The following is a 20,063-nucleotide window of genomic DNA, read 5'->3' on the forward strand; positions in this document are numbered from 1 at the left end:
GATGCCGGTTACCGTTCTTCTGGTCGATGACGAACCTCTCGTACGCGCGGGATTGCGTGCGGTGCTTGAGGCACAGCCCGATATCGAGGTGGTGGGCGAGGCGGGCGACGGCGCCGCCGTGATTCCGCTGGTGCGTCAACTGCGGCCCGACGTGGTCGCGATGGATGTGCGAATGCCTCTGATGGACGGCATTGAGGCGACCAAGGTGCTGCTGCGGACGGTGCCTCAACCGCCGAAGATCCTGGTGGTGACGACGTTCGAGAACGACGAGTACGTCTACGAGGCGCTGCGCGCGGGGGCGGACGGTTTTCTGCTCAAGCGTGCCCGGCCCGCCGAGATCGTCAACGCGGTGCGGCTGGTGGCGGAAGGGGAGTCGCTACTGTTCCCGGCGGCGGTCCGGCAACTCGCCGCCGAGTACGGCACGAGCAAGGCCCGGGCGGCCATGGAGCAGGCTTCACTCACCGAGCGCGAGGAGGCGGTGCTCCGGCTGATGGCCAGGGGCCTGTCGAACGCGGAGATCGCGGCCAAGCTCGTCGTCGGTGTCGAAACGGTGAAGTCGCATGTCAGTGGCGTTCTGGCCAAGCTGGGGGCCCGGGACCGCACCCAGGCGGTGATCGCCGCGTACGAGTCCGGCTTCGTGGCTCCACGCTGACGTAGGTCACCTCTCGATACCGGCTCCGGCCAGTAGTCGCTACCTCCCCGACCAGCGAGTACGATCCGGCAGACATGAGCGCGAGCTGGGAGGACACACCGTGGGCCGGCTGACCGGAGGGGACCCGTCTCTGTTGAGGCGGATCAATTCCGCGGTGGTACTGCACGCGCTGAGGGGCGCGGGTTCTCCGACTCTGACCGACCTGACCCGGATAACGGGGCTTTCCCGCCCGACGGTCGAGGGTGTCGTCGAGGGCCTGTTCGAGGCCGGACTGGTTGTCGAGGCACAGGCCGACGAGGGCGAGGCCCGGCGGCAGGGAAGGCCGGCCCGGCGGTTCCGTTTCAGGGCCGAGGCCGGGCATCTGCTGGGCGTCGAGATCGGACCGCACCGGGTCTCCGCGCTGCTGTCGGGGCTGGACGGCCGGATCATCGGCGCCGGTTCAAGGGCGGTGTCCGAGACCGCGGGTGCCGACGAGCGGCTCGACCAGGTCAGAGCCGTGATCGCCGACGTGCTGCGGCGTACCGGGGTGGCCCGCAGCAGTCTGCGGGCGGTCGGTGTGGGCAGCCCGGGCATCGTGGAGGCCGACGGGACCGTACGTCTGGGGACTGCGCTTCCGGAGTGGACAGGGCTCGCCCTCGGGGAGCGGCTTCGGCGGTCGTTCCGCTGCCCGGTTCTCGTGGAGAACGACGCCAACGCCGCGGCGGTGGCCGAGCACTGGAAGGGGGCGGCGACCGAGTCGGACGACATCGTGTTCGTCCTGGCAGGGCTCAGCCCCGGTGCCGGTTCGCTGATCGGTGGGCGGCTGCACCGCGGGTTCGGTGGCGCGGCCGGTGAGATCGGCGCGCTGCATCTGCTGGGCCGGGATGTGACACCGGAACATCTGCTGTCCACGACCGACACCCCGCTCGATCCGCTGGACGAGCACGCGGTGGCCGCCGTCTTCGCGGCAGCCCGTGGCGGTGACGCCGGTGCGCAGGCGGCCGTCGAGCGGTTCATCCAGCGCCTCGTCCACGACGTGGCGGCTCTGGTGCTCGCGCTCGACCCGGAGCTCGTGGTGATCGGCGGCTGGGCCGCTGGTCTGGACGGTGTCCTGGATCCGCTCCGCGGAGAGCTGGCCCGCTACTGCCTGCGCCCTCCCCGGGTCACGCTGTCCCTGCTGGGCGAGGCCGCCGTCGCCACCGGCGCTCTGCGGCTGGCGCTGGACCATGTCGAGGAGCAGCTGTTCGCGGTTGAGGGCACGGTAACGGCCCGCCGCTGACTGCGACGGGCCGCACGGTGCACAGGAACAACAGGAACAGGAAACCGGAGCAGGTGGTTCTGGGGCTGGGTGCCGGCGGTCAGGAAGCCTGTCGTGCCTGGTCTTCGTGGCTGATTTCCAGGGCACCCGAGTCCCCGAAGGTGAGCCGGCAGGTGTCGGCGCGGTAGGTGGCGACGGAGACCGCCGCCGTGCCGCCGGCCGCGAAGTAGCGGGTGGTGACCACGAGGACGGGGGCGCCGGGAAGCCTGTCGAGCTCCTTGGCGTCGTCCGCTCGGGCCGATCCGAGCTCCACCGAGCGGTCCTGGCCGTTGAGGCCAAGACGGTGCAGCTCACGCAGCACGCTTCGCGCGCGGGCCGGACCCGAAGGGGCGTCGATCGCCGAGAGTTCGGGCACCGAGGAGGACGGGACGTAGAGGAGTTCCGCAGCGAGTGCCTGTCCGTGGCTGACTCGGATGCGGCGCACCACGTGCACGGTGTCCCCGGCGTCCGCCTCGAACATCCCGCTCACAGCAGCCGGGGCGGTCGCGGTGGTGCAGGTCGTGCAGTCGACGGGTTGCCACGCCTCGCCGGCACCGCCCGTCCAGTCCTGCTGCGCGGCGGACACGGCGACACCCACGCGCGGCGGGGCGACGGTGGTTCCCACACCGCGGCGACGCTGGAGCCGGCCTTCGAGTTCGAGTTGTTCCAGAGCCTGCCGGAGCGTGGCTCGGGCGACACCGAACCGAGCAGCGAGGTCACGCTCGTTGGGCAGGATCTCCCCCACCGCAAAGTCCGAGTCGAGTGCCTCACTGAGCACGGTCTTGAGGTGCCAGTACTTCGGCTCCTGTACCGATTCCAGCTGCGTGGTCCCCACCCTGTCCTCCGCAATCGCCCAGTGGCGCTTTCCGCGACGTTATTTATTAAAGGTTCCTGTCTTAACGTTGAGACCATAGGACGGCACACCCCCTTGGTCAAGACCAATCCTTATTCAGTAACGGAGCGAAACGGCGCCGCACCGCAGAGCGTTCACAGGACGTTCTTGGTGCCGTGAGCCGCGCGCAGCACAAAGCCCCACGTCCGGGCGGGTACGTGGGGCTCGGTGCGGGGTGCGCGAGGGGCCCGAGGTGCCCCTCGCCATAGGGCGGGCGGGAGTTATTCGGTGGGCAGACCGGAGAGCTTGTCCGGGTTACGGATGAGATAGACGCATTGGATGACTCCATCCTTTACGTCCGCCTGGAAGAAGGTGTCCGGCGCTCCGTCGACGAGGACCACGAGAGCCGGGCCGCCGTTCAGTTCGGTCAGCCGGAATTCCATCTCCGGGCCGGGGTGCCCGACGGCGATGAGGAAGCGGGCGACCTTGTCGGCGGTCTCGATGACCCTCCGCGGCGCCTTCGACTTGCCTCCGCTGTCGCTGACGAGCCTCACATCCGGCGCAAGCAGCGCCAGGAGCTGTTCGAGATCGCCGCCGGACGCCGCGGCGAGGAACCGTTCGGTCAGATCGCGGCGCTCCTCCGGGTCGACGTCGTAACGGGGCTTCCGTTCCTCCACATGACGCTTGGCGCGGCCGGCGAGCTGCCGCACGGCGGCCTCGGTCCGGTCGAGGGCTGCTGCGATCTCCGCGTACGGGAATCCGAACGCCTCACGCAGCACGAAGACGGCGCGTTCCAGGGGCGAGAGCGATTCGAGGACGACCAGTACGGCGAGGGACACGGAGTCGGCCAGGACCACCTGTTCCGCGGTGTCGGGCACGGAGGGCCCGAAGTCGGTGACGACCGGTTCGGGCAGCCACGGGCCGACGTACGCCTCGCGCCGTGACTGCACGTGGCGCAGACGGTCGATGGCGAGGCGGGTGGTGATGCGTACGAGATAGGCCCTCGGTTCCCGTACGTCCTCCCGCGTCGCGGACGACCAGCGCAGCCATGCCTCCTGCACCACGTCCTCGGCGTCGGCGATGCGCCCGAGCATGCGGTAGGCGACCCCGGTGAGCACGGGCCGGTTTTCTTCGAAGAGATCGGTCACGGTGTTGGCAGTCACCGTTCCATCCCAGCTCACGCGCGATGAGCTGTCCAGCGGGAATCGCCCGGCCTCTTGAACTACAAGCTACCGGACGGTAATTGTTGTTGACGCAACGTCTAAAACCTCAGGGAGCAGCCGTATGGCCAGCACGGCCTCGTTCACAGTCGGTTCCGCGGGAGAGCGGCACACCGTGTCGATAGCGTACGAGCGAACCGGATCCGGTGAGCCGCTGCTGCTGCTCCACGGCATCGGGCACCACCGTCAGGCATGGGACCCGGTGGTGAGCATTCTCGCCGCCGAGCGCGAGGTCATCGCCGTGGATCTGCCGGGATTCGGCACCTCTCCCGCCCTGCCGGACGGCCTCCCGTACGACCTGGCCACGGTGGCCCCCGTGCTCGACGCGTTCTGCGGGGAGCTCGGTGTGCGGCACCCGCATGTGGCCGGGAACTCGCTCGGGGGGCTGCTCGCCCTCGAACTGGGCCGTCTGAAGCTCGTCCGGTCCGTGACGGCCCTGTCCCCGGCAGGTTTCTGGACTCCGGGCGAGCGCGTCTACGCCTTCGCGACGCTGCGCGCGATGCGCCGTGCCGCCCTGTCGATGCCGGCCGCACTGATCGAGCGGCTGTCGACCGGGCCAGCCGGGCGCGCGGCGCTGACGAGCACCATCTACGCACGGCCCGGACGACGTTCACCCCAGGCCGTGGTCGCGGAGACGTTCGCGCTGCGCGAGGCGACGGGCTTCCATCAGACCCTGGCCGCCGGCGGGGGCGTCAGCTTCACCGACGACGTGCCCGGCCTCCCCGTGACCATCGGCTGGGGCAGCCAGGACCGGCTGCTGCTGCGCAGGCAGGGGATCCGGGCGAAGCACACCATCCCGGGGGCCCGGCTGGTGCGGCTGCCGGGCTGCGGCCATGTGCCGATGAACGACGATCCCGCTGCGGTGGCGCGCGTCATTCTCGACACGAGCCGCTGAGCGGTTCCGGTCCCAGGGCGCACGACCGGTGGCCAAAGCCCTCTTGTTCACCCGGGGTTGGCGTGGTGGCCGCTGCCGGGCACTAGGCATGGTCCGGCAGCAGATACCGCTGCCGAACCGCCCCACTGCCCCGGAGGCCCATCGATGCCGTTGCCCACGCACGTCCCGAACCCCGGCCGCCGCACCGTCCTGCGCGGCTCGCTCCTCGCGTCGGCCGCCGTCGCACTCCCCACGGCGATCACCGCGGCCCCGGCCTTCGCGCTCTCCGGCAGGCCGAGCGCTCAGTGGGGCGTCCAGACAGGTGCGGTGACCTCGTCGTCCGCTCTGGTGTGGGTGCGGTCGGACCGTCCGGCCCAGATGCTCGTCGAGACGTCGGCCACCGAGTCGTTCCGCCAGGCCCGCAGATGGCACGGCCCGCTCATCGGGTCGCGTACGGACTTCACCGGCACGACTCCCCTGTACGGGCTGCCGCCGGGCGAGCAGGTGCACTACCGGGTGACGCTCGCCGACCCGCACGATCCACGCCGGACGGGCAAGCCGGTGTACGGGACGTTCCGTACCGCCCCCGCCAGGCGCCGCGACGGTGTGCGCTTCCTGTGGTCGGGCGACATCGCGGGGCAGGGCTGGGGCATCAACCCGGACATCGGCGGCTACAGCGTGTACGACGAGATGCGCCGTCTCGACCCGGACTTCTTCCTCTGCAGTGGAGACAACATCTACGCGGACGGGGTGATCGAGCCGAGCGTGACGCTGCCCGACGGCCGGATCTGGCGCAACGTCACCACGGAGGAGAAGGCGAAGGTCGCCGAGACGCTGGACGAGTACCGGGGCAACTTCCGCTACAACCTGCTGGACGAGAATCTTCGTACGTTCAACGCGCAGGTGCCCTCGATCATCCAGTGGGACGACCACGAGGTCCGTAACAACTGGTATCCCGGCCAGATACTCGACGACCCGCGCTACACGGAGAAGAACGTGGATGTGCTGGCGGCCCGCTCGACGCGGGCGTTCGGCGAGTACTTCCCGGCGCCGCCCTCGTTCCCGGCGCGCGGCTCCTCCGCCGACGGGCGGATGCACCGCGTCGTACGGCACGGTCCGCTCCTCGATGTCTTCGTGCTGGACATGCGCTCCTTCCGCAACGCCAACTCCCCCGGCCGGCAGCCCGACGACACCACGGGCATCCTCGGCGCCGAGCAGCTCGCCTGGCTCAAGCGCGAACTGTCACGGTCGCGCGCCACGTGGAAGGTGATCGCCGCCGATATGCCGCTGGGACTGATCGTCCCGGACGGAGCGGCGAACTTCGAGGCGGTGGCACAGGGCGATCCCGGTGCTCCGCTCGGCCGCGAGCTCCAGCTGGCCGAACTGCTGCGGCACATCAAGCACCAGCGGATCACCGGCACGGTGTGGCTGACGGCCGACGTCCACTACACGTCCGCCCAGCACTACTCCCCCGAGCGCGCGGCCTTCAAGGACTTCGCGCCGTTCTGGGAGTTCGTGTCGGGGCCGCTGGCCGCCGGAGGCTTCCCGGCGAACAAGCTCGACGCCACCTTCGGACCCGACCGGGTCTTCCTGCGGGCGCCGGAGCGGGCGAACGTCTCCCCCATGGAGTCGCCGCAGCACTTCGGCGAGGTGGACATCGACGGCGAAAGCGGCGAGCTCACCGTACGGCTGCGGGCGCAGGGCGGGACGGTCCTGTTCAGCAAGGTGCTCCAGCCGGGGCTTACCGGACAGTGAGCCGAAGGACAGCGCGAGTACCCGAGGACAGGCACGAGAACCAGACAAAAAGAGACGATAGATAACCAGATCCACACTTAACCCATCAGTCACAAGGTGTTCGTGATCAGGCAACACCGCTCGGTCACAGTAAGAACATGACTGATGTGACTTCCGCGAAGAGTGCCCGCCGCCCCCACCACTGGCGGCGGGACCTGATCGAGCTGGCCGCCCTGTTCACGGCGGTGGCCGTGGCCGACGCGATCGCCAACCTCATCGGACACCAGCCCGACGGCCCGTATCTGCTCATCGCCTCGGCCGTGGCTCTGGTCGCCACGGCCACGTTCCACACCTGGTGGGCCCGCCGCCACAGCCACGCCCCGCCGGGGGCGGACACCGGGGAGGCCGCGCCGGACGCCGGCGCCGAAGCCTCGCTGACCGCCGAGGACACCGCCCTGTGGCGGATGCGGACGACCGTGCGCGACGCACCGGGCAGCCTGGCCGCCCTGTGCATCGCGCTCGCCCGTTTCCGGGTCGACATCCTGACCCTTCAGACGCACCCGCTGGCCAACGGCACCGTCGACGAGTTCCTGCTGCGGGCACCCGCCTCGCTCCAGGCCCAGGAGCTCACCCGGGAGATCTCTGCCGCCGGCGGCAACTCCACCTGGATCGAGCGCGCGGACGCCCACGACCTGGTCGACACCCCGACGCGGGTCCTCGGACTCGCCACCCGTACCGCACTGGACGCCGCCGAACTCCCCCTGGCACTGCGCCAGTTGCTCGGCCGCTGCACCATCCACTCACTGCCCGCCGTCTCCATCACCGGTCGCGCCACCGGCGAGAGCGCCCCGGTCGAGGGTGTGCTTGAGGAGACCTCGATGCGTCTGCGCGACCCCTCCGGCGGTGTCATCACCGTGGAACGTCCTCATCTGCCGTTCACACCGACCGAGTTCGCACGCGCCCGCGCCCTCGTGGAGCTCGACGCGCGGCTCGGCCCCCGTGTGCCGCGCAGCGAGGACGTACTCACCCTTCCCGAGGGCAACGAGATCACCGTGCGCCGCGCGGACCGCGGCGACCTCGCCGCGGCCCGCGCCATGCACGACCGCTGCTCCGAGCGGACCCTCGGACTGCGCTATCACGGCCCGGTCCGTGACGCCGACCGCTACCTCGACCACCTGCTGAGCCCGCGCTTCGGCCGCACCCTCGCCGTGCAGACCGCCTCGGGCAGGCTGGTGGCCCTCGGGCATCTGCTGTGGGACGGCGACGAGACCGAGGTCGCCCTGCTCGTCGAGGACGACTGGCAGCGCCGCGGCATCGGCTCCGAACTCCTGGGCCGGCTGGTGGCCCTGGCCGTGGAGGCCGGCTGCGAGAGCGTGTACGCCGTCACCCAGGCCCACAACACGGGCATGGTCGCGGCGATGCGCGGGCTCGAACTGCCCCTCGACTACCAGATCGAGGAAGGCACGCTCGTCATCACAGCCCGACTGGACGCGACTCCCGTCCGTTCGCTGCCGCCGTACGAGCGGGCTGAGCAGTCGGGTCGCTGAGCGCCTGGCACAGGTCGGCCCACAGGTCCTCGACGTCTTCGAGGCCGACCGACATGCGCAGGAGCCGGTCCCCGACGCCGGAGGCGTGCCGGTCTCCCTCGGCCACGATGCGGTGGCTGATGGAGGCCGGGTGCTGGATCAGCGAGTCCACACTGCCGAGGCTGACGGCGGGCGTGATGAGCTTCACCGCGGCGATCACCCGGTGCGGGTCCCCGTACACCTCGAAGGAGACCATCGCGCCGCCCACCTTCGGGTAGTGGACGCGGGCGATGCGCGGGTCGGCGGTGAGCCGCCTGGCGAGCTCGGCGGCGCTCGCCGAAGCGGCCCGTACCCGCACCGGCAGTGTGGAGAGACCTCGCAGCAGCAGATATCCGGCGAGCGGATGCAGTACGCCGCCGGTGGCGAACCGCACCTGGCGCAGCGTCGCCGCGAACTCCTCGTCGCAGGCCACGACTCCGCCCATCACGTCGCCGTGCCCGCCCAGGTACTTGGTGGCGCTGTGCAGCACGATCCGGGCGCCGTGCTCCACCGGCCGCTGGAGCACCGGGGTGGCGAAGGTGTTGTCGACGAGCAGCGGCACGGACCCGCAGGCGTGCGCGACGGCCCGGATGTCCACCTCGGCCAGGGTCGGGTTGGCGGGCGTCTCGACCATCACGAGGCCGGTGTCGGCGCGGATGGCGTCGGCTATGCCCGCCGGGTCGGTCCAGGTCACCTCCGTGCCGAGGAGCCCGGCGCCCAGGAGGTGGTCGCTGCAGCCGTAGAGCGGCCGGACGGCGACCACGTGGCGCAGGCCGATGCTCGCACGGGCCAGCAGGACCGCGGTGAGCGCCGCCATTCCGCTGGCGAACGCGACGGCGCTCTCGGTTCCTTCGAGACGGGCCAGGGCCGTCTCGAAGCGGCCTGTGGTCGGGTTGTCGAGGCGCGCGTAGACGGGCGGGCCTTCCGGCCTGGCGCCGGTGGTGGCGAAGGCGTCGATCCGCTCGGCCTCACCACGCGAGTCGTACGAGGGGTAGGTGGTGGACAGGTCGAGCGGCGGGGCATGCAGTCCGAGGGAAGCGAGATCGTCGCGTCCGGCGTGCACGGCTTCGGTGGCCAGCGCCCGGGACGGGGGTGAGGTCCAGGGCGTCATCGAGGCTTCGGTGTCCATGTCACCACTCTGAACAGCTGCCGGACGATGGTGACAGAACCCCGTGTTACGTTCGGCGTATGGCTGATTCTGTCGCTCTCGATCCGGTGGATCTGCATATTCTGCGGCTCCTCCAGAACGATTCACGGACCACGTACCGGGAGCTGGCCGCCGAAGTCGGGGTGGCTCCGTCCACCTGTCTCGACCGGGTGACCCGGCTGCGCCGCTCCGGAGTCATCCTCGGACATCAGCTGCGCCTCGACCCGGCGCGCCTGGGCCGGGGTGTGCAGGCGCTCCTCCTCGTGCAGGTCAGGCCGCACCGCCGCGAGCTCATCGGACCGTTCGTGGAGCGGATCAGGGCGCTGCCGGAATCCCGCGCGCTGTTCCACCTCACAGGTCCCGACGACTATCTGGTCCAGGTGGCCGTGGCCGACACGGCGGATCTCCAGCGACTGGTGCTGGACGAGTTCACCTCGCGCCGCGAAGTGGCCCGGGTGGAGACCCGGCTGATCTTCCAGCAGTGGGAGTGCGGACCCCTGCTGCCGCCGGGCGCTGCGGAGCCGCTGCCAGGACCGCCACCGACAGGCGGCTGATTCCCCATGGTGGTGACGCGGAGGCCGTCGTCGTACGAGGATGTCGGCATGTCAGATACTTCTCGCAGCGCGCTGCCCCGCCAGGTCGCCGACGCCTACGTCGACGCCTACATCGAACTCGACCCGATCACCGGTACGTATCTGGGCGTCGCCTCAAGCTCTCGCCTCCTTCCCGACTTCTCGCCCGCGGGTCAGGCGGCACTCGCCGGCCTCGCCCGCGAGACCCTGGCGAAGCTCGACGCCGCGGAGAGGCTGCCGGGCGCGGACAGCGACGCCGAACGCCGTTGCGGGCGCCTGCTGCGCGAGCGGCTCACGGCCGAACTCGGTGTCCACGACACCGACGAGGGGCTGCGGGTCGTCTCCAATCTCCATTCGCCGGTGCACAGCCTCCGTGGGGTCTTCACGGTCATGCCGACCGATTCGGACGAGGACTGGGTCGCGGTCGCGGATCGTCTGCGCGCCGTCCCGGCCTCGCTGGAGGGGTACCGCGCCTCGCTCGAACTCGGCCTGGAGCGCAAGCTGTACGCGGGCCCGCGCGCGACCGCCACGTTCATCGAGCAGCTGACGGACTGGGCGGGCAGCGGCGACACGGGGTTCTTCCAGGACTTCGTCGCCCCCGGACCGGCCGCCCTGCGCGAGGAGCTGGACGGCGCCGCCGGCCGGGCCAGGGCCGCCCTCGTGGCGCTGCGCGACTGGCTGAGCGAGGTGTACGCCCCGGCGATCGAGGGCGCTCCCGACACCGTGGGCCGTGAGCGGTACGCACGCTGGGCACGCCAGTACACCGGCGCCGACCTCGATCTCGACGAGGCGTACGCGTACGGCTGGTCCGAGTACCACCGCCTGCTGGTCGAGATGAAGGCCGATGCGGAGAAGATCCTGCCCGGCGCCGGTCCCTGGGAGGCGCTCGCCCACCTCGATGTGCACGGCAAGCACATCGAGGGCGTCGAGGAGGTACGGGAGTGGCTCCAGTCCCTGATGGACGAGGCCATCGAGGCTCTTGACGGCACCCACTTCGAACTGGCCGAGCGGGTACGGAAGGTGGAGTCCCACATCGCCCCGGCGGGCGGCGCCGCGGCCCCGTACTACACCGGCCCCTCCGAGGACTTCTCGCGCCCCGGCCGGACCTGGCTGCCCACGATGGGCGAGACCCGCTTCCCGGTGTACGACCTGGTCTCCACCTGGTACCACGAGGGGGTTCCCGGGCACCATCTGCAGATCGCGCAGTGGACGCATGTGGCGGAGAACCTCTCCCGCTACCAGGCGTCGCTGGGCCATGTCAGCGCCAATGCCGAGGGCTGGGCGCTGTACGCGGAGCGGCTGATGGACGAGCTGGGCTACCTCCCCGACGCGGAGCGCAGGCTCGGTTATCTGGACGCGCAGATGATGCGTGCCTGCCGGGTGATCGTGGACATCGGTATGCACCTGGAGCTGGAGATTCCGGCGGACTCCCCGTTCCACCCCGGTGAGCGGTGGACGCCCGCCCTGGCCCAGGAGTTCTTCGGCAAGCACAGCGGCAGGCCCGCGGACTTCGTCGAGAGCGAGCTGACCCGCTATCTGTCGATGCCGGGGCAGGCCATCGGCTACAAGCTGGGCGAGCGCGCCTGGCTCCTGGGCCGGGAGAATGCCCGCAAGGCGCATGGCGACGCGTTCGACGCGAAGGCGTGGCACATGGCGGCTCTTTCGCAGGGGTCGCTCGGGCTCGACGATCTGGTGGACGAGCTGTCCAGGCTCTGATCCGCCTGGTCGTCGATCGCCGGACGGGCTTGGTCCTCCAGCCCGTCCGGCCGTGCGACCCACAGCATGTGGCGTGCGCCGGCGCACTCAGCAGCCGCAGTCCTCGGAGTCGGCGGGCGCGGTGAGCGTGTCGGGGGTGTGCCGCTCGCGGCCCTCCCAGGTCTCGAACTCGAAGCCCTCACGCGCCCAGTACTCGAAGCCGCCGAGCATCTCCTTCACCTGATAGCCGAGTTCGGCCAGAGCGAGGGCGGCGCGTGTGGCGCCGTTGCAGCCCGGGCCCCAGCAGTACGTGACCACGGGCACGGCGGGGTCCAGGAGTTCGCGGGCCTGCTCGGCGATGAGGGCGGTGGGCAGGTGCACCGCGCCGGGGATGTGCCCTTGGTCCCAGGAGGCGGTGGAACGGGAATCGAGGACGACGAATCCGGGCTCACCGTCCGCGGCGAGGGCAGCCGCGACGTCCGAGACATCGGCGTGGAAGGCGAGCGACGCGCCGAAGTAGGCAGCCGCAGCGGCCGGCGAGGCCGGCGGAACCCGCAGGACGGGGTTGGCTTCGGTGGTGATCAGCTGTGAGGTCATGACCAAAAATCTACGACCAGTGATCATTTGGCGGAAGTGGAGATCCCCGGCATCCCACTTGATCCGCCGGGGATTTCCCTGTTGTCTGTCGAACATGACCGACTATTCCCCGGACTCCACCGACTGGCGCATCCTCGATGTCCTTCAGCGCGACGGCAGGGCCTCGTTCGCCGAGCTGGCACGGGCCGTGGCGATGTCCCCGAGCGCGGTCACCGAGCGGGTGCGCCGGCTGGAGGAGCTGGGCGTGATCAGCGGTTACGCCGCGGTGGTGGACCCCGAGCGGCTCGGGCTGCCGATTCTCGCCCTCGTACGGCTTCGCTACCCGAACGGCAACTACAAGCCGTTCCACGACCTGACGGACACGACTCCGGAGATCGTGGAGGCCCACCATGTGACCGGGGACGACTGCTTCGTGCTCAAGGTCAACGCCCGGTCCATGAGCCATCTGGAAGAGATCACCGGCCGGATCGGCGCCCTCGGCGCCGTGACCACGAGCATCGTGTACTCCTCCCCGCTCCCCCGGCGGCCGATCAGCCGCTGACACCGCCCGCCGCGCGGTGGCGCACCGCAGAGCCGTGCCGCTCCTTCACCACTTCGAGCTGGGCGGGGATGCGGCGCCGCAGGTCGGCCACGTGGCTGACGATGCCGACGCTGCGGTCGCGTTCCCGCAGCGAGTCGAGCACGTCGAGCACCTCGTCGAGGGTCTGCTCGTCCAGGCTGCCGAAGCCCTCGTCGATGAAGAGCGTGTCCAGCCGTACGCCGCCTGCCTCGTCGGTGACGACATCGGCGAGGCCGAGTGCCAGCGCGAGCGAGGCGAAGAAGGTCTCACCGCCGGACAGGGTCGCCGTATCGCGCTCCCGGCCGGTCCACGCGTCCACGACGTGCAGCCCGAGCCCGGCGCGGCGCCCGCCGGAGCGGGCGTCCGAGTGGACCAGGGTGTAGCGGCCCGAGGACATCTTCTGGAGCCTGGCGGTGGCGGCGGCGGCGACCTGTTCGAGCCGGGCCGCGAGCACGTACGCCTCCAGGCGCATCTTGCGATCGTTGTCGGCGGAGGTGCCCGCGGTCAGCCCGGCGAGCCGGGCCACCCGCTCGTACTCCCGGCGCAGCGGCCCCAGGCCGCGCACCTCGACTGCGGTGCGGCGCGACAGCCGGTCGAGTTCGGAGCACCGTTCCCGGGCGGCGGCGAGCGCTGCCGCGGCGTCCCGCAGCAGCCGCTCGGCGGCGCCGTGCGCGGACTGCGCCTCGTCCGGCTGCGCCGGCGGGAGTTCGGCTGCGGCGTGCGCGTCCTGTTCGGCGAGCCGGTCGGCGACGGCCGCGGCCTCGGCCTGCCAGGCGTCGATCCGGTGCTGGAGTTCGCGTTGCCCCGCATCGGTGAGCAGCGTCGCCGCCGCGGCGTCGGGGGTGTCGAACCCGGCCTTGAACGCGGCGTCGGCGAGCCGGTCGTCGGCCTCCTTGCGTCGCTGCGCTGCGCTCTGCTCGGTCCGTACGGTCTCGGCCGCGTCGGCGAGCAGTGCCACCCTGCGTTCCAGCCGGTGCGCGTGCGCGGCGACAGTGGCCGATTCGCCGCGTGCGGTCTCCAACTCGGCTTCCAGCGCCGACTGTTCGCGTTCGAGTGCTTCGCGCTGAGAGGTACGGGCGGCGGCGCGGCGCTCCGCCTGCTGCCGTTGGTCCAGCCGGCCCGCGTGCTCCCGCTCGGCGGCGGCGAGCGCTTCGCGCGCCGCGTGCGTGCCGGCGGCCAGGCGGTGGGCGCGGGTGTGCTGCCCGGCCAACTCGGTGACGAGGGCGTCGAGTTCGTCAACCGATGGGCCGGTGGCGGTCAGGTCGCCGGTGTCCTCCTCCGCGGCCTCCGCGCTCGCCCCGGCGAACCGCTCGCGTACGGAGCCGAGTTCGTGCTCCGCCGTGGTGCGCGCCGACTCGGCGCGCCGGTGTGCGGCAAGGGCCGCTTCCTCGGTGGCCCGGTCCACGTGGCCGTCTCCGGGCCGCGCGGGGTCGGGGTGCTCGGCGGAGCCGCAGACCGTGCAGGCGGCGCCGTCGACGAGGCCGGCCGCGAGTTCCGCCGCGATGTCGCGCAGGCGGCGCTCCCGCAGGTTCAGCCAGTGCTCGTGCGCCGCGAGCGCGCTCTCGCGTGCGGCGGACATCCGGCGGGCGGCTGCCGCTGCCTCCAGGGCCAGCGCGTCCCGCCGTCGGGCCGCGTCCAGCCGTCTGCGCGCGGGTGCCAGACGGCCGGCGAGCTGCTCGGCGCGGGTCGCCGCCTCCTGGGCGTCCTCGATGCGTTCCTGGAGCTCGCGCCGGGTGGCGTCCCAGCCCGCGAGCCACTGGCCGGCCTCCTGGATCAGCTCGTCGTCGGCGCGTGACTGCCGTTCGAGCATGGTCCGTTCGGTGTCGATCTCCGCGCTGCGCCGCTCCGCCCGCCGCGCCGCGTCCAGTCCGCCCAGTTCCTGGCGGAACCGGCGCTCCAGCGTCGCGAGCTGCTCCGCGCCCGCGTCGGCCAGGTCGGCGGGCAGCTGGGCGCGCGACCGCTCAAGTGCCTCGCTCGCCGCGCGGTACGCCCGCTCGGCCTCGTCCCGCAGGTCCAGCGCGGGGGCGACCAGATCCGCCTTGCGCGCACGTGCCAGTCGCTCACCGCAACGGTCGCGTTCGTCGCGGCCCGCCTCAAGAGCGGTGGCGCGGCGCCTGGTCTCCTCGTACCGCTGCTGAAGCCTGGCGAGTTCGCGTTCGGCGTCGAGCGCGCGACGGGCGCCGGCCTGCCGGCTCTCGGCCGCGGACAGGGCGCACTCGGCGACGGTGAGCCGCTCCCGCGCACCGGCGCGTGCCACGGCGGCCCATTCCAGGACGCCTTCGGCGAGTCCGGGCTCGCCCGGCTGCGCCTCGGGCAGCGGCCACTCCCGCCCTGCGGGGCCTGCGGCCTGCGCGATCCGCTGGGCGAGGCCGATGATCTGCTCGTCCCCGGCTCTGACCTGGGCCTCGGCGGCGCGGCGCAGTTCGGCGAGCCGTTCCTCGACGGCCGCGAAGCGCCGGGTGTCGAAGAGCCTGCCGAGCAGTCTGCCGCGGGCCTCCGCGTCGGCGCGCAGGAAGCGGGCGAAGTCCCCCTGGGGCAGCAGGACCACCTGGCAGAACTGTTCCCGGCTCATCCCGATGAGTTCGGAGAGCTCCTCGCCGATCTCCTGGTGCGAACGGCTGAGGGGGCGCCAGCCGCTCTCGGAGCCGTACTCGCGCAGCCAGCTCTGCGCCTTCTCCGTCGTGAACCCGGTGCCCTTCTTCTTGCGGCGGGGCTGGGCCGGCCGTCTGGTCACCTCAAGACGGCGTCCGCCGACGGTCAGCTCCAGGCAGACCTCGGTGGTCAGCCCTTCCGGGGCATGATCGCTGCGCAGTGACGTTCCGGGACTCTGCCGGGCGCCGGGTACCGCCCCGTACAGCCCGTAGCAGACGGCGTCGAGAACCGAGGTCTTTCCGGCGCCGGTCGGGCCGTGCAGCAGGAAGAGTCCGGCCGAGGAGAGCGCGTCGAAGTCGACCTCCTGGGTGGCGCCGAAGGGGCCGAACGCGGTGATCGTCAGCCGGTGGAGCCTCACCGCGACACCTCGCGCACGCCGCTGTCCACCCGTACGTCGTCGAAGGCGGCGCGCAGCACCGTGCTCTCCTGCTCGTCCGGTCCGCTGCCACCGCGCACATGGGCCACGAAGTCCTCCGCGATCTGGTGGTCGTCTCGTCCCCTGAGCCGCTGTGCGTACGAGGCGGACGGGTCCTCGGGGGCCCGTTCCGGGTCGAAGGCCAGGCTCAGGGTGTGCGGGAAGCGTTCCATGAGGCGGGCCATCGGGTCGTCCGGGCGCACCGGGTCGGTGAGCGTGGCCTCCACCCAGGACTCGCGGTGCTGTTCGTGGCGGGGGTCGTCGAGGAGGGTGTCGAGGTGTCCGCGGAGCCGGGCGAGCCCGCGGGGCACCGGGCAGTCGACGCGCTCGGCGGCGACGGCGCCCGCGTCGTCGAGATCGATCAGCCACATCGTCTTGCGGTGATCGGCTTCGGAGAAGGAGTAGGCGAGCGGGGAGCCGGAGTAGCGCACGCGCTCGGTGACGCGCTGGCTGCCGTGCAGGTGTCCGAGGGCCACGTAGTCGACGCCGTCGAAGACTCCGGCGGGCACGGCGGCGACCCCGCCGACGGTGATGTCGCGTTCGCTGTCGCTGGGCTCGCCGCCCGCGACGAAGGCGTGGGCGAGGACCACGGACCGGGTTCCGGCGGGCCTGGTCGCGAGGTCGGCGCGTACCCGTTCCATGGCGGCCGTGAGGACGGCCTCGTGGCCCGCCTTCGAGGCGCCGAGCATGTCCTTGACGAGCGCGGGCTCCAGATACGGCAGCCCGTAGAAGGCCACATCGCCGTGTCCGTCGCGCAGTACGACGGGGGTGCCGCAGCCCTCGGGGTCGGTACGCAGATGGATTCCGGCCCGACCGATGAGACCGGCGCCGACGCCGAGCCTGCGGGCCGAGTCGTGGTTCCCGGAGATCATGACGGTCGGGACTCCGGCGGCGGCGAGGCGGTGCAGGGCGTCGTCGAAGAGCTCGACGGCGGACAGGGGCGGCACGGCCCGGTCGTAGACGTCCCCGGACACCAGGACGGCGTCCGCCCCGCGCTCCTTCACCGTGGCCACCAGGTGGTCGAGGAAGGTCCGCTGCGCTTCCAGCATCGGCACACGGTGAAGCGAGCGCCCCAGATGCCAGTCCGAAGTGTGCAGAATCCTCAAAACATCACTCCGACGGCTACGACCTGCATGTTTCTCTTCCTCCACCCCGGGGCCTGCCCGTGATCGCACGAGCGGCACCGACCACGCTAACGCCGGTCGCCCCCGGAACCCGCATGAATCATGGTTTCAGACGTCCCCGTACGCCTCGCCACCCAGTTCGAGGGTCGCCGAGCCCGCCGTCGCGTCGGCCAGCCAGGCCGTGAATCCTTCGACGTCGGCGTCCGGCAGCCCGATGCCGATGGTCACCGCCTCCGCGTAGCCAACCTCGCGCACGGTGATGCCGGTGGCCCGCAGATCGTTCTCCAGCTTGCCCGCGCGCTGGTGGTCCACCGTGACCGTGGCCAGCCGGAAGCGCTGACGCGTGATCGTGCCGAGCTCGTCGAGCGCTTCGCCGACCGCTCCGCCGTAGGCCCGGATCAGTCCGCCGGCCCCGAGCTTCACACCGCCGTAGTAGCGGGTGACGACAGCGACGACGTACCGCATCTCGCGGCGCATGAGCATGTGGAGCATGGGAACGCCCGCGGTCCCCCCGGGCTCCCCGTCATCGGACGCCTTCTGTACGGAGGCGTCGGCGCCGATCACGTACGCGAAGCAGTTGTGGCTGGCGGTGGGGTGCTCCTTGCGTACGCGTGCGACGAAGTCCTGCGCCTCCTGCTCGGTGGCTGCGGGGGCGAGCGCGCAGAGGAAGCGCGATCGGCTGATCTCGGTCTCGTGCACGCCCGCACGGGCGACTGTCCGGTACTGCTCCTGCATCCGGCCAGCCTATGCGCCGCTCGGAGCGGGAATCCCCGGCGCCCGTCGCAGGTTGCCCAGTCAGTCAGTATTCGCGTCTGCGGGAAGGCATGACATGCATGGCGACCAGGACACCGTCCGCAAGATCCTCACCGAGTCCGGTGACGTATGGGCCGTGGTCGGTCTGTCGTCGAACGAGGCGCGCGCGGCCTACGGTGTCGCGGCGGTGCTCCAGCGCTACGGCAAGAAGATCGTGCCCGTGCATCCCAAGGCCGAGACCGTGCACGGGGAGCCGGGGTATCCGTCGCTGGACGCGATTCCGTTCAAGGTCGACGTGGTCGACGTGTTCGTGAACAGCGACCTCGCGGGCGCGGTCGCCGACGAGGCCGTGGCCATCGGGGCCGAGGCCGTCTGGTTCCAGCTGGGCGTCGTCGACGAGGCAGCCCACCGGCGCACCACGGCCGCCGGACTCGACATGGTCATGGACCGCTGCCCGGCCATCGAGATCCCGCGGCTCGGCTGAACCACGGGGCCCGGGGAGGCGTGCTGTCGCGCGGGGCCGCCGGCCGGGACAATGACGGCCGTGAGCGACCTCCTCAGCGGTGAGCGGCTGGCCGGCCAGTTGTCGGAGCTCGGTGTGGAGCGGGGCGGGGTGCTCCTGGTGCACGCCTCGATGCGTTCCGTGGGGGTGGTCGACGGTGGGGTCCGCACGATGGTGGATGCCCTCCGGCTGGCCCTGGGGCCGGAGGGGACGCTCGTGGTTCCGGCGATCACTCCGGAGAACTCCGACACCTCACCCGCGTACCGCCGCAGCGTCCACGGTCTGACCGACGAGGCGCGGGAGGCGGTGCGCGCGGCCATGCCCCCGTTCGACCCGGCGACCACGCCCGCGCCGTCCGTGGGCCGTCTCGCCGAGGCGGTGCGGCTGGCACCGGGGGCCGAGCGCAGTGGCCACCCGCAGACCTCGTTCGCGGCGCTCGGGCCCGCCGCCGGTGCGCTGACGGCGCTCCACAGCCCCGACTGCCACTACGGCGAGGCGTCCCCGCTCGCCCGGCTGTACGAGAGCGACGCACGGATTCTGCTGCTGGGGACGGGGTTCGACACGTGCACCGCCTTCCACCTCGCGGAGTACCGGGTGCCGCGTCCGCCCCGCCGCCGCTACCGCTGTGTGGTGACGGCGCGGGGGCAGCGGCGGTGGTGGGAGTACGAGGACGTCGATCTGGACGACAGCGACTTCGCCGCGCTGGGGCGGGACTTCGAAGCGTCGGACACCACGGGTGCCGTGCGTACGGGCCGGGTCGGTGCCGCGTACAGCAGGCTCGTCCGGCTGACAGCGGCGGTGGACTTCGCGGCCGGATGGCTCGCCGCGCACCGGGTGGCGCGCCCGGCGGACCCGGCAGCAGCGATCCGTCCGTAGGGCGCGGACCGCAGGACGGGCCGCCCCCCGGGTGCGGGCCGGCTACGACCGTTGGCCGGAGCACCTATGTACCAACTGCGGTGCCTGCGCTCATACTTGCGGCGTGTCGGACCTAATGGGGGAGACGCCGGATGAAGCAGCTGATTCGCACCGGGGACGGCCGTCGGCTGGCCGTCGAACATTACGGAAAGCGGCACGGCAGGCCCGTTTTTCTTCTGCACGGCACACCCGGAAGCCGGCTCGGACCGGCCCCCCGGGGCTCCGTGCTGTACCGCCTCGGCGTGCACCTCATCGCCTACGACCGTCCGGGTTACGGGGATTCGGACCGGCTGCCCGGGCGGACCGTGGCACATGTCGCCGATGATGTCGCCGCCATCGCCGACGCGCTCGGCATCGAGCGGTTCGGTGTGGTCGGCCGGTCCGGCGGCGCGCCGCACGCCCTCGCCTGCGCGGCGCTGCTGCCGGACCGTACGGCCAGGACGGCGGCGCTCGTGGGGCTGGCGCCGCGCGACGCGCAGGGCCTTGACTGGTTCGAAGGCATGACCGAGTCCAATGTCCGCGAGTACGACAACGCGGCTGCCGGGCCACGCCAGTTGACGGCCGCGCTGGAGTTCCGGTCGACGACGATCCGGGCGGATCCGGCGGGCATGGTGGCCGATATGCACAGCACGCTGCCCGCGTCGGACCGCGGCATCGTCGCCGATGCCGGTATCCGGGCGATGCTCACCCGCAACTTCGCGGAGGGGCTGCGCAGTTCGGCCGACGGCTGGGTCGACGACGTGATGTCGTTCAGCACCGACTGGGGGTTCCGCCCCGAGGACATCGCCTCGCCCGTGCTGCTGTATCACGGCGAGGACGACGTGTTCGCTCCGGTGTCGCACACCCGGTGGCTCGCCGAGCACATCCCCGGCGCCGAGCTGATGGTGGAGCAGGGTGCCGCGCACTTCGGCGCACTGCGGGTGCTGACCCGAGTCCTCGACTGGACGTCCAGATGAACCGTCCGCCGGGACCCGGGCCC

The 20,063-nt window shown here is 71.5% G+C and carries 18 protein-coding genes; 11 read left to right on the forward strand and 7 right to left on the reverse strand.

The genetic code is table 11. From position 1 onward, the window contains the following. Position 1 precedes the first annotated feature (1 nt). Both ACWGO0_RS12455 and ACWGO0_RS12460 read left to right on the forward strand, forming a co-directional pair. A complete protein-coding gene (locus ACWGO0_RS12455; protein WP_453532200.1) occupies positions 2 to 652 on the forward strand; it encodes a response regulator transcription factor in 651 nt (216 codons plus the stop codon). A 100-nt stretch (positions 653 to 752) separates the two neighbouring features. Continuing rightward, complete coding sequence (locus ACWGO0_RS12460; protein WP_453532203.1) at positions 753 to 1,910, forward strand: ROK family transcriptional regulator; 1,158 nt, start codon at positions 753 to 755, stop codon at positions 1,908 to 1,910. 79 nt (positions 1,911 to 1,989) lie between these two features. Here the strand turns inward: ACWGO0_RS12460 and ACWGO0_RS12465 are convergent, their stop codons facing one another. Next, on the reverse strand, positions 1,990 to 2,763 hold the full coding sequence (locus ACWGO0_RS12465; protein ID WP_453532206.1) for a GntR family transcriptional regulator: 774 nt from the start codon (positions 2,761 to 2,763) through the stop codon (positions 1,990 to 1,992). 278 nt (positions 2,764 to 3,041) lie between these two features. Next, positions 3,042 to 3,923 carry an RNA polymerase sigma-70 factor gene (locus tag ACWGO0_RS12470; RefSeq protein ID WP_453532209.1) on the reverse strand — a complete coding sequence of 294 codons (882 nt, stop codon included), beginning with the start codon at positions 3,921 to 3,923 and terminating at the stop codon, positions 3,042 to 3,044. Positions 3,924 to 4,044: 121 nt separating this feature from the next. On the opposite strand from ACWGO0_RS12470, the gene ACWGO0_RS12475 reads away from it, so the two are divergent. From ACWGO0_RS12475 to ACWGO0_RS12485, 3 genes are all read left to right on the forward strand, one after another. Then, positions 4,045 to 4,875, forward strand: coding sequence for an alpha/beta fold hydrolase (locus tag ACWGO0_RS12475; protein ID WP_453532212.1), 831 nt, complete (start codon positions 4,045 to 4,047; stop codon positions 4,873 to 4,875). 144 nt (positions 4,876 to 5,019) lie between these two features. Then, a complete protein-coding gene (locus tag ACWGO0_RS12480) occupies positions 5,020 to 6,609 on the forward strand; it encodes an alkaline phosphatase D family protein (RefSeq protein WP_453532215.1) in 1,590 nt (529 codons plus the stop codon). 146 nt (positions 6,610 to 6,755) lie between these two features. Next, positions 6,756 to 8,135 carry a GNAT family N-acetyltransferase gene (locus ACWGO0_RS12485; protein ID WP_453532512.1) on the forward strand — a complete coding sequence of 460 codons (1,380 nt, stop codon included), beginning with the start codon at positions 6,756 to 6,758 and terminating at the stop codon, positions 8,133 to 8,135. On the opposite strand, the gene ACWGO0_RS12490 is transcribed toward ACWGO0_RS12485, so the two are convergent. Continuing rightward, positions 8,062 to 9,282 (reverse strand): trans-sulfuration enzyme family protein, encoded by a 1,221-nt coding sequence (locus ACWGO0_RS12490; protein ID WP_453532218.1) that lies wholly within the window; start codon positions 9,280 to 9,282, stop codon positions 8,062 to 8,064. The two genes, ACWGO0_RS12485 and ACWGO0_RS12490, sit on opposite strands and share 74 nt — an antisense overlap. Before the next feature lie 59 nt (positions 9,283 to 9,341). On the opposite strand from ACWGO0_RS12490, the gene ACWGO0_RS12495 reads away from it, so the two are divergent. Beyond that, entirely contained in the window at positions 9,342 to 9,854 is a 513-nt protein-coding gene (locus tag ACWGO0_RS12495) for an Lrp/AsnC family transcriptional regulator (RefSeq protein WP_453532221.1), read from the forward strand. A gap of 48 nt (positions 9,855 to 9,902) precedes the next feature. After that, positions 9,903 to 11,588 carry a DUF885 domain-containing protein gene (locus ACWGO0_RS12500; RefSeq protein ID WP_453532224.1) on the forward strand — a complete coding sequence of 562 codons (1,686 nt, stop codon included), beginning with the start codon at positions 9,903 to 9,905 and terminating at the stop codon, positions 11,586 to 11,588. An 87-nt stretch (positions 11,589 to 11,675) separates the two neighbouring features. Here ACWGO0_RS12500 and ACWGO0_RS12505 read toward each other — a convergent pair whose 3' ends face one another. Next, positions 11,676 to 12,164 carry a rhodanese-like domain-containing protein gene (locus tag ACWGO0_RS12505; protein ID WP_453532227.1) on the reverse strand — a complete coding sequence of 163 codons (489 nt, stop codon included), beginning with the start codon at positions 12,162 to 12,164 and terminating at the stop codon, positions 11,676 to 11,678. A 94-nt stretch (positions 12,165 to 12,258) separates the two neighbouring features. On the opposite strand from ACWGO0_RS12505, the gene ACWGO0_RS12510 reads away from it, so the two are divergent. Then, positions 12,259 to 12,705 carry an Lrp/AsnC family transcriptional regulator gene (locus ACWGO0_RS12510; RefSeq protein WP_453532230.1) on the forward strand — a complete coding sequence of 149 codons (447 nt, stop codon included), beginning with the start codon at positions 12,259 to 12,261 and terminating at the stop codon, positions 12,703 to 12,705. Here the strand turns inward: ACWGO0_RS12510 and ACWGO0_RS12515 are convergent. The 3 genes from ACWGO0_RS12515 to ACWGO0_RS12525 all read right to left on the reverse strand — a co-directional run bounded on the left by ACWGO0_RS12515 (position 12,695) and on the right by ACWGO0_RS12525 (position 17,649). Beyond that, on the reverse strand, positions 12,695 to 15,733 hold the full coding sequence (locus ACWGO0_RS12515; RefSeq protein ID WP_453532233.1) for an AAA family ATPase: 3,039 nt from the start codon (positions 15,731 to 15,733) through the stop codon (positions 12,695 to 12,697). The genes ACWGO0_RS12510 and ACWGO0_RS12515 overlap by 11 nt on opposite strands. Further along, on the reverse strand, positions 15,730 to 16,896 hold the full coding sequence (locus ACWGO0_RS12520; RefSeq protein ID WP_453532237.1) for an exonuclease SbcCD subunit D: 1,167 nt from the start codon (positions 16,894 to 16,896) through the stop codon (positions 15,730 to 15,732). The genes ACWGO0_RS12515 and ACWGO0_RS12520 overlap by 4 nt, the downstream gene beginning before the upstream one ends. A 126-nt stretch (positions 16,897 to 17,022) precedes the next feature. Further along, entirely contained in the window at positions 17,023 to 17,649 is a 627-nt protein-coding gene (locus tag ACWGO0_RS12525) for a YigZ family protein (RefSeq protein WP_453532240.1), read from the reverse strand. 94 nt (positions 17,650 to 17,743) lie between these two features. Between ACWGO0_RS12525 and ACWGO0_RS12530 the strand changes: the two genes are divergently transcribed. From ACWGO0_RS12530 to ACWGO0_RS12540, 3 genes are all read left to right on the forward strand, one after another. Next, on the forward strand, positions 17,744 to 18,151 hold the full coding sequence (locus ACWGO0_RS12530) for a CoA-binding protein (RefSeq protein ID WP_453532243.1): 408 nt from the start codon (positions 17,744 to 17,746) through the stop codon (positions 18,149 to 18,151). Positions 18,152 to 18,202: 51 nt separating this feature from the next. Next, positions 18,203 to 19,045 carry an aminoglycoside N(3)-acetyltransferase gene (locus tag ACWGO0_RS12535; protein ID WP_453532245.1) on the forward strand — a complete coding sequence of 281 codons (843 nt, stop codon included), beginning with the start codon at positions 18,203 to 18,205 and terminating at the stop codon, positions 19,043 to 19,045. Between the two features lie 131 nt (positions 19,046 to 19,176). After that, positions 19,177 to 20,040 (forward strand): alpha/beta fold hydrolase, encoded by an 864-nt coding sequence (locus tag ACWGO0_RS12540; protein ID WP_453532248.1) that lies wholly within the window; start codon positions 19,177 to 19,179, stop codon positions 20,038 to 20,040. The last annotated feature ends 23 nt before the right edge of the window (positions 20,041 to 20,063 follow it).

This window comes from Streptomyces sp. NPDC055749, assembly GCF_053617235.1.